Origin of the sequence: Nonomuraea antimicrobica, assembly GCF_039536965.1 — a bacterium.
GTDB lineage: Bacteria > Actinomycetota > Actinomycetes > Streptosporangiales > Streptosporangiaceae > Nonomuraea > Nonomuraea antimicrobica.
The window spans coordinates 63,695-76,074 of record NZ_BAAAZP010000103.1; the positions used below are offsets into that span (position 1 = coordinate 63,695).

Consider the following 12,380-nt stretch of genomic DNA (forward strand, 5'->3'; position numbering starts at 1 on the left):
GGGGCCCGTGATCCGGGCCCCGGCCCTGCCTGAAAGGCGCCCATCAATGGCGATCAGCGTCTTCGACCTCTTCAAGATCGGCATCGGCCCGTCCAGCTCCCACACGGGCGGCCCGATGGCCGCCGCGCACAAGTTCGCCCGCGGACTGCACCACGACGGCCTGCTCGACCGGGTGGCGCACGTCGAGGCCATCCTGTACGGCTCACTCGGCCTGACCGGCAAGGGCCACGGCAGCGACAAGGCCGTGCTGCTCGGCCTGTCCGGCGAGAAGCCCGAGCTGGTGGACGTCGACACCGTGGACGCCCGCGTCGCCGCCATGCGCGAGTCGGGCACCGTCAAGCTCTACGGCACGCACGAGATCCCCTTCGTCGTCGGCGAGCACCTCGTCTTCGAACGCAAGATCTCGCTCCCCGAGCACCCGAACGGCATGCGCTTCACCGCCTACGACGCCTCCGGCGAGCGCCTGCGGGAGAAGGTCTACTTCTCGGTCGGCGGCGGTTTCGTCGTGGACGAGAAGGCCACCGGCGCCGACCGCATCAAGCCTGACGACACCGTTCTCCCCTACCCCTTCACCACCGGCGAGGAGCTGCTCAAGCACTGCTCGAACACCGGTCTGTCGATCTCCGCGCTGATGCTGGAGAACGAGCGGGCGTTCGGCCGCACCGAGGCCGAGATCCGCGCGGGCCTGCTGCACCTGTGGCAGGTCATGTCCGAGTGCGTACGCCGCGGCATCTCCAAGGAGGGCGTGCTCCCCGGCGGCCTGAAGGTCAAGCGCCGCGCCAACCAGCTCCACCGCCGCCTGCAGTCGGAGCCGGCCGAGAAGGACCCGTTGCAGGCCATCGACTGGGTGACGCTGTTCGCGCTGGCGGTCAACGAGGAGAACGCCGCCGGTGGCCGCATCGTCACCGCCCCCACCAACGGCGCCGCCGGCATCATCCCGGCCGTGCTGACCTACTACACCCGTTTCATCCCCCACGCCGACGACGAGGGCGTCATCCGCTTCCTTCTGACGGCCGGCGCGATCGGCGTGCTGTTCAAGGAGAACGCCTCGATCTCGGGCGCGGAGGTGGGCTGTCAGGGCGAGGTGGGCTCGGCCTGCTCGATGGCCTCGGCCGGCCTCACGGAGGTCCTCGGGGGCACGCCGGAGCAGGTGGAGAACGCGGCCGAGATCGGCATCGAGCACAACCTGGGCCTGACCTGCGACCCGATCGGCGGCCTGGTCCAGATCCCGTGCATCGAGCGCAACGCGGTCGCCTCCAACAAGGCCATCACCGCCGCCCGCATCGCCCTGCGCGGCGACGGCCGCCACTTCGTCGCCCTCGACAAGGCCATCAAGACGATGCGCATCACCGGACAGGACATGTTGGACAAGTACAAGGAGACCTCACGCGGCGGCCTGGCCGTCAACGTGATCGAGTGTTGACCAGGCGCCGCACGTGCAGGCGGACGACGGCCGGGCACTCGTCGTCGCGGACCTCGCGGCGGATGCGGCCGACGATGTCCTGGTCCAGTTTGCTCACCACCGAGCCCACGTCGGCCGCCGCCGGGCAGGTCAGGCCGATGCGCAGGCCGTCCTCGCCGACCCGCACCCCCGCCCGGCCCAGTCCGTCCACTCCCTTGAGGCCGACGAAGAGCATCGCGGTGCCCGTGCCGTTGTGGGCGCCGCGGCGTCCCCAGCCCAGGCAGAGCAGCAGCCAGCGCAGCGACACCAGGGCCAGGAGCAGCAGGCCCAGGGCCAGCATCCACAGCGGCCAGGGGTCCTCCGCCAGCGTCCTGTGGGTCTGCGCGGGCAGCACCTTGGCGCCCGGCGGCAGGCCGAAGAGGCGGTCGTGGCCGCGCAGCCACGCGTAGATCCCCAGAGCCAGCAGCGTCCCCCCGACGACGGCCAGGCCGACGCGGTTGCCGGTGTACTGGCGCATCAGACGGCCCTCCTGCGCAGGCGTACCACGACCTCGCCCGTGCCGAGGGTGCCCACGCCCGCCAGGCGGTCGCCCACGGCGGTGCCGACCTGCCTGAGCATCTGGCCGGAGCTCTCGGCGCTGGTCATGACCGTGACCTCGATGGTGCGCCTGCGCAGCCGTACGCGGGCTTTGTCCACCCCTGCCACCTGCTGTGCCGCCGCGCGCAGGGTACGGCGCAGCCCCGAGCGGGTGATGCCGAGGACGATCAGCGGGTCGGACGTCTCCACCGGCACCAGCGTGGTACGGCCGGGCACGACCGCCAGCAACAGCATCAACGTGCCCGCCCCCGCCATGGCCAGGGCGAGAGTGGCGGTCTGCGGCCAGGTGCTCTTGCCCGCGAGGTCGACCAGTTCGTTCACCGGGACCCAGCCGAGCGGCGCGCCGAGCAGCCCCGACACCACCTCGGCCGTGCTCGCCCCCAGCCCGGCGGCCAGCGTGACCGCGACCAGAGCCCCCGGCACCGTGCGCGCCGGCCTGAGCACCCTGCTCGCCCTGCGCAGTCCGGTGTGCCGCGGGGTGACGGCGGCACCGGGCAGCATCTGCTGAAGCGTGGTCATCACAACGACAGACGTACATGGTTCCGGCCTGGCCTGGACCGCGCCCTCGCCGCCGGTTTGCCCGAACATTACGGGGCCGCCGAGTAACACGAACAAGCCTCATCTTCATTTGCCCCATATGTCGTTACGCTTCCCCTATGGATGACCGCCTGCGCTACGACCGCGCGACAGCGGGCCTCGAACCACCGTTCGCGATCCTCGACCTGGCGGCCATGCGGGCCAACGCGGCCGACCTGGTGAGACGGGCGGCGGGCAAGCCGATCAGGGTGGCCAGCAAATCCGTACGCAGCCGCCCGCTCCTCGAACGCATCCTGGCCATGGACGGTTTCCAGGGCATCATGGCCTTCACCCTGCCGGAGGCGCTCTGGCTGGCCGCGCACGGCTTCACCGACATCCTCGTCGCCTACCCCACGGCCGACCGGCGGGCGCTGGCCGCCCTGGCCGGGGACGCCGACGCCGCCAGGCACATCACCGTGACCGTCGACTCGGCCGCCCACCTGGACTTCGTCGAGGCAGCCGTCGCCGCGGTGCGCTCCCGGTCCGAGATCAGGACCTGCATCGAGGTCGACGCCGCCTACCTCGCCGTCGGCGGCAGGTTCAGGGCGGGCGTGCTGCGCTCCCCCGTACGCGAGCCCGAGCAGGCCGTCCACCTGGCCGCCGACATCGCCGCGCGCCCGGGCTTCCGGCTGGCGGGGCTGATGGCGTACGAGGCGCAGATCGCCGGGCTCGGCGACGACCCGCCCGGCAACGCCGCCTACGCCCGCCTCGTCAGGCTCATGCAGACCCGCTCGGCCAGGGAACTCGTCCTGCGGCGCGGACGCGTCGTGAACGCCGTGCGCCAGGTCGCCGACCTGGAGTTCGTCAACGGCGGCGGCACCGGCTCGGTCGAGCGCACGGTGCGCGAGAAGGCGATCACCGAGGTGGCCGCCGGGTCGGGCTTCTTCCACCCCCGGTTGTTCGACTTCTACCGGCGGTTCACGGGGCGTCCTGCCGCCCTGTTCGCGCTGCCGGTGGTGCGGCGTCCCGGCCCGGACGCGGTGGCCGTGCTCGGCGGCGGCTATCCGGCCTCCGGCACGCCGGGGCCGAACCGGCTGCCCCAGCCGTACCTGCCCGCCGGGCTGCGGTACGCGCCCGACGAAGGCGCGGGCGAGGTGCAGACCCCGCTGCTCGGCCAGGCGGCCGGGGACCTGCGGATCGGCGACAGGGTGTGGTTCAGGCACGCCAAGGCGGGTGAGCTGTGCGAACGCTTCGACGAACTGCACCTCGTCGAGGGCGACACGGTGGTGGAGTCGGTGCCGACCTATCGGGGCGAGGGCCGCACGTTCCTCTGAAGCGGTGCAGCGGACCCCGATGACGCGGTGCGGCGGACCCCGAGAGCGATCAGCGCCGACGCCGGCGCCGCCACAGCACGACGGCCGCCCCCACGACCAGCACGGCGCCGATGCCGATCAGCACCGGCGAAAGGTCGGGCGGACGCTCTTCCTCCCACAGGCGATCGGGGTCGTCCGCGTATTCGACCGGCCGCGGCGTGACGCCCAGCGCGTCGCCGACGGACGCCACGAAGTGCCCGGCCCTGCTCTTGACGTCGGCCACCGTACGCTCGGCGACCCGCTTGGGGCTCACCCGGTCGGCGATGGCGTCGACCGTCTGCGCCAGCTCGGCGCGGGTCCGTGCGATCCGGCGTTCCAGTTCGTCGGGATCGGTGTCGGCCATGGCTCTCCTTCCGGCCGTACGCGTGCCCTCGCGGCGGGCCCCGTCCGTTGCGCGTCGTCGCGCGTACGTTGTGGTCGTGATCAGTCTGTCAGGTCGGCGCGCCGTACGGGACGGCGGGCAGGCCGGTAGGTTGGCGAGACGAACTCGAGGAGGGCCCTTTGACCGAAACCAAGCTCGCGCCCGGCGACGCCGCGCCCGAGTTCACGCTACCCACCGCCGACGGCGGCACCGTCTCTCTCGACGCCTACCGCGGCAAGCGGGTGATCCTCTATTTCTACCCCGCCGCGATGACGCCCGGCTGCACCAAGCAGGCGTGTGACTTCCGCGACAACCTCGGCCAGTTGACGGCCGAGGGTTACGTGGTCCTCGGCGTGTCGAAGGACAAACCGGAGAAACTTGCCAAGTTCGTCGAGCGCGACGCGCTGACCTTCCCCCTGCTCTCCGACCCCGACCTGACCGTCCACCATGCCTTCGGCGCGTACGGCCCGAAGAAGCTGTACGGCAAGGAGGTCGTGGGCGTCATCCGCTCGACGTTCGTCATCGACGGCGACGGGAAGGTGGAGCAGGCGCTCTACAACGTGAAGGCGACGGGCCACGTGGCCTCGCTCAAGAAGAGACTCGGCCTGGCCTGAGCGACCGGCGGGTCCTCTCGTGCCGGAGGGCCCGCATCCCCCGCCCGACCGCGCGATGGCGAACGCCGCCGCCCGTGCCGCCGGAAGCCGGAAAGCTCGTACGGCGAGGGCCCCGCGGCCGTGCACAGGCTGTAGGATTGGCGGCACGCGGCAGGGAGAACGATTGACCCTCCACTGTCCGCCTCGCCATCCCCGACCGACGATTCCGCAGGTGCGGGAGAGGCGAAAAAGGGGTCGTAGCCCAATGGCAGAGGCGCAGTCTTTAGGTGGCTGTCAGTGTGGGTTCGAATCCCACCGGCCCTACGAAATGCCCATTCCCTGCTCAGCCGTAGCTCGTGGGCCCCGGCGCGGGCTCCATGGGGTTCGGGGCGTCGGGGTTCGGGGCGTCGGGCATCCCGGGAGGCGGCGCGGCGCAGCGCACCCCGCCGTCGACCCACTCGCAGTAGGGCGCCATGTTCCCGGGACCACCGAACTCCGGAGCCCGCGGGGCCCAGCCGGGCTGCACGTGGCCGAACCTGCCGTGGTCTTCTGCGGCATCGCTGAAGGCGGCCACGGTTACGCCGCCGAGCAGGACGCCGGCGACGAGCCCTACCAGCCCCGCGCCCACGACCTGAGTGCGCCGGCGGCGGAAGAAGCCGTCCGCGCGGGGCGTCTCCCGCTCCCAGCTCGCCGGACCCGGCTGCATGGGCGGGATGTGGGTGTATGCCTGATCTGCCTGTTCGCCGTACCTGAGCCGGTCGCGATCTCCGCCCGGCTCGTTCAGGTTCTGCGTCGGCTGCGCCGAGCTCGGGTCGCGCGGCGCTTCCTCTTCGCCGCGCGACCCAGCGTCGCGATCATGATCCGCCATCACGATCTCCCTTTACTCGCCCCGCGAAGGGCGCTCCCAATGACGAGAATGCCAAGGCGACCGTAAGCCCCGCGTAAGCACTCGGTCATGAAAGATCTCCACACTGGCCGGCCGCCGGTCGTGGCGGTCCCGGCCATGTAAGACCTGGGTCGTACACGGACTTCCGCCTCCAGACGGACCAATGCCTGGGCGGCCGTACATATCGTGATGATGTGTTCGGCAAGGTACGGGCGTGGTCCAGGCGCCACGAGAAGGCGGCGAGCGCACTCAGGGTGGCTCCCCTGGCGGTGCTGTGCACCGCCTTCGCGGTGCCGTACGCGGCCACCGAGCCGGTCGGCCCCGCGGCCCTCTCCCTCGGCGTGCCGGGCTTCCTGGGCCTGTCCGCGGCGCTGATCGTCCCGCTGGCGTGGCGGGACCGGCCGCTGGCCACGTTCGCGGCCGTGTCGCTGGTCAGCTTCGCGCAGTGGCTGGCGGGGATCGACCCGCTGCCCGCGAACTTCTCGGTGCTGGTCGCGCTCTGGGGGGTGGCCCACCGGTGCTCGTTCCGTTGGGCGCTGGCGGCGTGCCTGGTGACCGAGCTGGGCGTGTTCCTGGCGGTGGTCAACTGGCTCGACGCCACGCTCGGCATGTTCACCAGCGGCTCGATACTCGTGGTGACGATCTGGGTGACCGGCCTGTACGCCAACACCCGCCGCCGCTACCTGGAGGGCCTGGAGGAGCGCGCCGAGCGGGCCGAGCGCGAACGCGACCAGCAGGCCAGGATGGCCGCCGCCGCCGAGCGGGCCAGGATCGCCAGAGAGCTGCACGACGTCGTGGCCCACAACGTCAGCGTCATCGTGGTGCAGGCCGACGGCGCCGGCTACGCCCTGGACAGCGACCTGGAGCAGGCCCGCCTGGCCGTCATGAACATCTCCAAGACCGGCCGCGCCGCCCTGGCCGAGATGCGCCGGCTGGTCGGCGTCTTGCGCGAGAACGAAGCCGAGGGCACCGACTACACCCCGCAGCCGGGGCTGGACCAGCTCGACGAGCTGGTACGCGGCTCGGCGGTGCCCGCCAGATTACGAGTCGGCGGCGTCCCCGCCGAGCTGCCCGAGGGTCAGCAGCTCGCCGTCTACCGCATCGTCCAGGAGGCGCTGACGAACGCGCTCAAGCACGGCGGCCCCGGCGTCTCGGCCACCGTGGAGATCGACTACACCGGCCCCGACCTGGTGGTGCGCGTGACCGACGACGGGCGGGGCGCGGCGGCCCCGGAGAGCCCCGACGGCCACGGCCTGATCGGGATGCGCGAACGGGTCGGCATGTTCGGCGGGGCGGTGTCGGCGGGCCCCAGGCGGGGCGGCGGCTTCGAGGTGCTGGCCAGACTGCCCATGACCAAGGAGGCGGCGTGATCCGCGTGATGCTGGTCGACGACCAGGAGCTGCTGCGGGCCGGGTTCAGGATGGTGCTCGGGGCCCAGCCGGACATCGAGGTGGTGGCGGAGGCCGGCGACGGCGCGGCGGCCCTGGAGCTGCTCCGCACCACGCAGGTGGACGTCGTCCTGATGGACGTGCGCATGCCCACCATGGACGGCGTGGAGGCCACCAGGCGCGTCCAGGGGCCCAAGGTGCTCATCCTGACCACGTTCGACCTCGACGAGTACGCCTTCGCGGCGGTCAAGGCGGGCGCGGCCGGGTTCCTGCTGAAGGACGTGCCCCCGGCCGACCTGGTCAGCGCCATCAGGGTCGTGCACGCGGGCGAGTCCGTGGTCTCGCCGAGCACGTTGCGGCGGATGCTGGACCGCTTCGCCGCCCAGCTCCCCACCGGCGAGCCCATGGCGGGTGCGGACGAGCTGACGCCGCGCGAGCGCGAGGTGCTGCTCATGGTGGGGCGCGGCCTGTCCAACACGGAGATCGCGGGCCGGCTGGAGGTGGCCGAGGCGACGGTGAAGACGCACCTGGGCCGGGTGCTGGCCAAACTGGGGCTGCGCGACCGGGCCCAGGCGGTCGTGTACGCGTACGAGGCCGGGCTGATCGTGCCCTCCCGTCGGCCGGAAGTCTGACCCGGGTCATCTCCCGGCGCACCCGAAGTCCCTCCTCAAGGCCCAGGGAAGGGGGAATTTCCGCTCCTAGCGTGAGTCGCGTCGAAAATTCGTGACGTATCGAAGGAGTGGACGTGACCCTCACCGAGACCCGGCGTCAGGCCCCGCCCGCCGTGGTGGCCGCCGATCTGAGCAAGGAGTACGGCCAGGGCGACGCCCGGGTGCACGCCCTGCGCCGGGTGAACGTGTCCTTCGCCACCGGGGCGTTCACCGCCATCATGGGCCCGTCGGGATCCGGGAAGTCGACGCTGATGCACTGCCTGGCCGGGCTCGACACCGCCACCTCGGGCACCGTGCACATCGGCGACGTGGAGCTGACCGGGCTGAGCGACCGGCAGCTCACGCTGCTGCGCCGGGAGCGGATCGGCTTCGTCTTCCAGGCGTTCAACCTGCTGCCCACGCTGACCGCCGAGCAGAACATCCGCCTGCCGCTGGACATCTCCGCCCGCCAGGCCGACCAGGCGCTGTTCGACCGGGTCGTCGAGACCGTCGGGCTGCGCGAACGGCTCGCGCACCGGCCGTCGGAGCTGTCGGGTGGTCAGCAGCAGCGGGTGGCCGTGGCCAGGGCGCTCATCAGCAAGCCACAGGTGATCTTCGCCGACGAGCCCACCGGGAACCTCGACTCCCGCAGCGGCGCCGAGGTGCTGTCGTTCCTGCGCGCCTCCGTACGGGAGCTGGGCCAGACCATCGTCATGGTGACGCACGATCCCGTGGCGGCGGCGTACGCCGACCGCGTGGTGTTCCTGCGTGACGGCGAGCTGGTCACCGAGGTCACCGCGCCGACGCCGCAGTCCGTGCTGGACACCCTCGTCCGGCTGGAGGCGTGAGGTGCTGAAGACCGCGCTGGCCGGGCTGCGCGCGCACCGGCTGAGGCTGCTGCTCACGTCGCTGGCGATCATGCTGGGCGTGGGCTTCATCGCGGGCACGTTCGTGCTGAACGACACCGTCCAGGCCGGTTTCGCCCAGCGGGTGACGGCCGACGCGGGCAAGGTGGACGTGGTCGTGCTGCCGGGGAAACCCGACGGCGTGCTGCCGGAGGAGGTGCTGGAGCGCGTACGGGGGCTGCCCGGCGTGCGCGAGGCGCAGGGCCTGGTCCGCGGCAGCGCCCCCGTCCTGGGCAGGGACGGCAAGGTCGCCGGCAACGCCGCCACCACCGCCCTGTCGATCGTCACCGGCCCGCTCGACCGCAGCGACGTGGTCTCCGGCACCGGCCCCGGCACCGACGACCAGGCCGCCGTGCTGGACGAGAACACCGCCGAGCGGCAGGGCTTCCGGCTCGGCGACACGATCGCCGTGCTCGACCCCGACGGGGCCGAGCACCGCTTCAGGCTGGTCGGCCTGATCGACACCGGCGTGGACCAGATGCTCGCCTACACCGGCGCGGTCGGCTTCACCCCGGCCGTGGCCAGGCGCATGACGGGCGCGAAGGGGTACGCCGAGATCGACGTCGCGGGCTCGGCCCCCGGGCTGGCGCGGGACGTCGAGGCGGCCGTCGGCGGCGCGTACCCGGTCAAGACCGGCGCGGAGCTGGCCGACGACCTGGCCAGGGCGGCCGGGGTGGAGGCCCGCCAGTTGACGCTGGGCCTGCTGATGTTCGGCGTCGTGGCGATGATGGTGGCCGCGCTGGTCATCTACAACACCTTCAACGTCCTCGTCGCCCAGCGCACGCGGGAGATGGCGCTGCTGCGCTGCATCGGGGCCACGCGCGGGCAGGTGTTCGGCTCGATCGTGCTGGAGTCGGCCGCCGTCGGCCTGCTGGCCTCCGCGTTCGGCCTGCTCATCGGGTACGGCCTGGCCACGCTGACGCTGACCGTGCTCGGCGCGCTCGACGCCCCGCTGCCCACGGACGCGGCGGTCGCCCTCAGCCCGGCCACGATCGCGACCGGCCTGGCCGTCGGGCTGACGGTCACGATGTGCTCGGCCCTGCTGCCGGCCGTGTCGGCCACCCGCGTCCCGCCGATCGCGGCGCTGCGCAGCCAGGCCGAGGAGCGGACGTTCCGGGCCGGGAGGGCACGCGCCTGGTTCGCCGCGCTCTTCCTCGTGGCGGGCCTCGGCACGACCGGCGCGGGCGCGTTCGTCCTCGGACCCGGACAGCAGATCTCGCTCGTCGTGGTCATGGCCGGAGGCGCGCTGACCTTCCTCGCGGTGCTGGTCCTGGGCCCGGTGCTGGTCAGGCCGCTGAGCGCGCTGGTGGGCTGGGTCCCGCGCAGGCTGTTCGGAGTACCGGGCCGGCTGGCGGTGGACAACTCGGGACGCAACCCGAAGCGCGCCGCCACGACCACGGTCGCGCTGACCATCGGGGTGACCTTGATGACGCTGATCTCGGTGGTCACGGCGTCCACCCGGCTGACGATGACCGCCAAGCTGGACGGCCAGTTCCCGATCGACTACGTGCTCGCCGGTCAGGAGCACGAAGCCGTCGTCCCCCGTTCCGTGGCGGAGGAGCTGCGCGGCCGGCCGGAGCTGGCCTCGGTGGCGCAGGTCCGCGAGGTCACGGCTCCGGTCGCGGGCGATCGGCGGACCGTGGGGACGTTCAGCGGGGCCGTGGAGCCGTACGTCGTCGCCGGTTCCATGAAGGGCTTCGGCGAGGGCCAGGTCGCGCTGCAGGACACCGTGGCCGAGCGACTCGGCGTACGGGTGGGCGACGCGGTGGCGCTCGCCACCAAGCGCGCGGGCAACGTGTCGCTCACCGTGGTCGCGCTGCTCGACGCCGACCAATCGGCGTTGCCGCCGGTCACGGTCGCGGAGAAGGCGTTCGACGCGTACTTCGGGGCGGTGCGGGACTCCCGCGTGATGGTCACCGTCAAGGAGGGCGTGTCGGAGGAGCGGGCCCGCGCGGTGGTGGACGCCGCCGCGGCGGCGTACCCGGCGGTGCGGGTGACCAGCTCGACGGAGGTCCGCGGGCAGTTCGACGAGACCCTCGACATGCTGCTCATGATCATCAGCGGGCTGCTCGGCCTGGCGATCCTGATCTCGCTGCTCGGCATCGCGAACACGCTGTCGTTGTCGGTGCACGAACGCACCCGCGAGTCGGCCCTGCTGCGGGCCCTGGGGCTGACCCGGCCGCAGCTCCGGCGCATGTTGTCCGTCGAGGCCCTGGTGCTCGGCCTGATCGGGGCGCTGGTGGGCGTCGTGCTCGGCCTGGCCTTCGGGTGGGCCGCGATGCGGGCGCTGTTCGACGGGGCGCTGTACGCGGTGCCCGTGCCGCAGGTGGTGTCGTTCGTGGTGCTGTCGGGGGTGGCCGGGGTGCTGGCGGCCGTGCTGCCGGCCCGGCGGGCCGCGCGGGCCTCCATCGTCGGCTCGCTCGCCACGGGATGAGCCGGGCTCGCCACCGGATGAGCCGGACGAAAGCCCCGGATACGAATAAAACCGAAAAATCCGGATAGAGGGGGTAGGCGGGTCGGGCGTCTTATGGGGGCGACGCCCGACCTTCCCCTGCGCCAGGGGGGCGGTCAGCGGGGAGTGCGGCCTGGCCAGAGTTCGGCCACGGTCTCCGGGTCCAGCAGCGGCCTGGCCACCACCTCGCCCGTGACCCGGTCGATCACGATGCAGCCGCCTCCGGCCGTCTCCGGCAGCCGGGCGGGGTCGTCGGGCTCCAGGTCGCGTACCCAGCCCACGTAGCCGCCCTCGAACCCGTACACGCCGACCGGCACCGCCTCCTCCGGCGGCCTGACCCCGTTGAAGTACTCCTCGGCCAGCGCCCTGGCCTGCTCCAGGTTCATCGCGGCCGCCCCTGCCGGTCGAGCATCGCGCAGAACACCCCGGTCACGGTCCGGTACGGAGGCTCGACCGCCATGTGCCCCCGCTGGGCGTCGATCCAGATCACCTCGCCGTCGTAGTTGACCGCGTTCCAGGCGTGGCTGCCGCCGCCGGGCCAGCGCACCACGATGACGGCCGCCGCGCCGTGCCCGGCGTCGAGCAGCCGCCGCGCGATCAACGGGTAGGCGTGCCGCCCCTGGCCCGCGTACTGCAGGCGCTGGCCCACCCACCGCTCGATCCTGGCCACGCTCCCCTGCTCGCCGGTCAGCACGGGCCGGCCGATCCGGTCGTACTCGGGGAATCTCGGCGCGGCGGTGGCCGGCTCGCCGTGCCAGGTGGACAGCACGGCCAGCGCGCAGTCGGCGGCGTTGGAGGCCCTGAACGGGTCGTCGGCGGGGCCGCCGCCGTTGACGAGGCGTACCCAGGTGCCGCGCGGGTCGGCGAAGCGGACGCCGGGCCGCAGCGCCTCGACGAGGTCCTGCTCCACCTGCGGGTCGGGCTGGGCGAGCCCGCCCGGCACACCGTACGGACGGCTGTCGGCGAGCCGGGGCGGCCGGTGTGGCCCGTCGAACCAGTCGTCGTCGTCCGGCGGCTCCTGGAAGGCCGGATCGTCCGCGTGAGAGCCGTCGGCGCCCGGCTCCACGGCCCGCTCGTAGTCAAGCCAGCACACCCCGTCGGCCACCACGGGGTTGTACTGCCCTTCTGGAAGAACCCTCCGGACACTCGGCTTGCGCTCGCGGAACACGGCCTGCCTCCTGTCATGCTCGACCAACGATCGTAGAGGCCACGCCCTGGCCAGGAGGTGAAGTCGGCAAGATCCGCCCCCGGAGTGGC

13 protein-coding genes and 1 tRNA gene are annotated in these 12,380 nt (G+C 72.5%); 8 read left to right on the top strand and 6 right to left on the bottom strand.

Annotated elements, in window-relative coordinates; genetic code table 11:
• Positions 1 to 46 precede the first annotated feature (46 nt).
• The gene (locus tag ABD844_RS29890) at positions 47 to 1,423 is read left to right on the top strand and encodes an L-serine ammonia-lyase (RefSeq protein WP_344885436.1); all 1,377 of its coding nucleotides are present in this window, start codon (positions 47 to 49) and stop codon (positions 1,421 to 1,423) included.
• Here the strand turns inward: ABD844_RS29890 and ABD844_RS29895 are convergent.
• Both ABD844_RS29895 and ABD844_RS29900 read right to left on the bottom strand, forming a co-directional pair.
• Positions 1,404 to 1,919: a hypothetical protein gene (locus tag ABD844_RS29895; protein ID WP_344885439.1), complete on the bottom strand. Its 516-nt coding sequence runs from the start codon at positions 1,917 to 1,919 to the stop codon at positions 1,404 to 1,406. The two genes, ABD844_RS29890 and ABD844_RS29895, sit on opposite strands and share 20 nt — an antisense overlap.
• The gene (locus ABD844_RS29900; protein ID WP_344885442.1) at positions 1,919 to 2,518 is read right to left on the bottom strand and encodes a DUF6286 domain-containing protein; all 600 of its coding nucleotides are present in this window, start codon (positions 2,516 to 2,518) and stop codon (positions 1,919 to 1,921) included. The genes ABD844_RS29895 and ABD844_RS29900 overlap by 1 nt, the downstream gene beginning before the upstream one ends.
• 137 nt (positions 2,519 to 2,655) lie before the next feature.
• On the opposite strand from ABD844_RS29900, the gene ABD844_RS29905 reads away from it, so the two are divergent.
• Complete coding sequence (locus ABD844_RS29905) at positions 2,656 to 3,849, top strand: amino acid deaminase/aldolase (protein WP_344885445.1); 1,194 nt, start codon at positions 2,656 to 2,658, stop codon at positions 3,847 to 3,849.
• Between the two features lie 49 nt (positions 3,850 to 3,898).
• Here the strand turns inward: ABD844_RS29905 and ABD844_RS29910 are convergent, their stop codons facing one another.
• Positions 3,899 to 4,231: a DUF3618 domain-containing protein gene (locus ABD844_RS29910; RefSeq protein ID WP_344885448.1), complete on the bottom strand. Its 333-nt coding sequence runs from the start codon at positions 4,229 to 4,231 to the stop codon at positions 3,899 to 3,901.
• A 158-nt stretch (positions 4,232 to 4,389) separates the two neighbouring features.
• On the opposite strand from ABD844_RS29910, the gene bcp reads away from it, so the two are divergent.
• Together bcp and ABD844_RS29920 are read left to right on the top strand one after the other, a co-directional pair.
• Positions 4,390 to 4,863 carry a thioredoxin-dependent thiol peroxidase gene (bcp, locus tag ABD844_RS29915; RefSeq protein ID WP_344885451.1) on the top strand — a complete coding sequence of 158 codons (474 nt, stop codon included), beginning with the start codon at positions 4,390 to 4,392 and terminating at the stop codon, positions 4,861 to 4,863.
• 230 nt (positions 4,864 to 5,093) lie between these two features.
• A tRNA-Leu gene (locus ABD844_RS29920) sits at positions 5,094 to 5,166 on the top strand.
• Between the two features lie 19 nt (positions 5,167 to 5,185).
• Here the strand turns inward: ABD844_RS29920 and ABD844_RS29925 are convergent.
• Positions 5,186 to 5,710 carry a hypothetical protein gene (locus ABD844_RS29925; RefSeq protein ID WP_344885454.1) on the bottom strand — a complete coding sequence of 175 codons (525 nt, stop codon included), beginning with the start codon at positions 5,708 to 5,710 and terminating at the stop codon, positions 5,186 to 5,188.
• 212 nt (positions 5,711 to 5,922) lie between these two features.
• Here ABD844_RS29925 and ABD844_RS29930 point away from each other — a divergent pair, with 212 nt between their 5' ends.
• From ABD844_RS29930 to ABD844_RS29945, 4 genes are all read left to right on the top strand, one after another.
• Positions 5,923 to 7,098 carry a sensor histidine kinase gene (locus ABD844_RS29930; protein ID WP_344885457.1) on the top strand — a complete coding sequence of 392 codons (1,176 nt, stop codon included), beginning with the start codon at positions 5,923 to 5,925 and terminating at the stop codon, positions 7,096 to 7,098.
• Positions 7,095 to 7,748, top strand: coding sequence for a response regulator (locus ABD844_RS29935; protein WP_344885460.1), 654 nt, complete (start codon positions 7,095 to 7,097; stop codon positions 7,746 to 7,748). Before ABD844_RS29930 ends, ABD844_RS29935 begins: the two co-directional genes overlap by 4 nt.
• A 113-nt stretch (positions 7,749 to 7,861) precedes the next feature.
• On the top strand, positions 7,862 to 8,614 hold the full coding sequence (locus tag ABD844_RS29940; protein ID WP_344885463.1) for an ABC transporter ATP-binding protein: 753 nt from the start codon (positions 7,862 to 7,864) through the stop codon (positions 8,612 to 8,614).
• Between the two features lies 1 nt (position 8,615).
• Entirely contained in the window at positions 8,616 to 11,105 is a 2,490-nt protein-coding gene (locus ABD844_RS29945; protein ID WP_344885466.1) for an ABC transporter permease, read from the top strand.
• A gap of 134 nt (positions 11,106 to 11,239) precedes the next feature.
• Here ABD844_RS29945 and ABD844_RS29950 read toward each other — a convergent pair whose 3' ends face one another.
• Both ABD844_RS29950 and ABD844_RS29955 read right to left on the bottom strand, forming a co-directional pair.
• Positions 11,240 to 11,509 (bottom strand): hypothetical protein, encoded by a 270-nt coding sequence (locus ABD844_RS29950; protein ID WP_344885469.1) that lies wholly within the window; start codon positions 11,507 to 11,509, stop codon positions 11,240 to 11,242.
• Positions 11,506 to 12,291, bottom strand: coding sequence for a toxin glutamine deamidase domain-containing protein (locus ABD844_RS29955; protein WP_344885473.1), 786 nt, complete (start codon positions 12,289 to 12,291; stop codon positions 11,506 to 11,508). Before ABD844_RS29955 ends, ABD844_RS29950 begins: the two co-directional genes overlap by 4 nt.
• Positions 12,292 to 12,380: the final 89 nt, after the last annotated feature.

Coding starts and splice junctions, on each gene's coding strand:
- ABD844_RS29890 (WP_344885436.1), top strand. CDS start 47: ATGGCGATCAGCGTCTTCGACCTCTTCAAGATCGGCATCGGCCCGTCC.
- ABD844_RS29895 (WP_344885439.1), bottom strand. CDS start 1,919: ATGCGCCAGTACACCGGCAACCGCGTCGGCCTGGCCGTCGTCGGGGGG.
- ABD844_RS29900 (WP_344885442.1), bottom strand. CDS start 2,518: ATGACCACGCTTCAGCAGATGCTGCCCGGTGCCGCCGTCACCCCGCGG.
- ABD844_RS29905 (WP_344885445.1), top strand. CDS start 2,656: ATGGATGACCGCCTGCGCTACGACCGCGCGACAGCGGGCCTCGAACCA.
- ABD844_RS29910 (WP_344885448.1), bottom strand. CDS start 4,231: ATGGCCGACACCGATCCCGACGAACTGGAACGCCGGATCGCACGGACC.
- ABD844_RS29925 (WP_344885454.1), bottom strand. CDS start 5,710: ATGGCGGATCATGATCGCGACGCTGGGTCGCGCGGCGAAGAGGAAGCG.
- ABD844_RS29950 (WP_344885469.1), bottom strand. CDS start 11,509: ATGAACCTGGAGCAGGCCAGGGCGCTGGCCGAGGAGTACTTCAACGGG.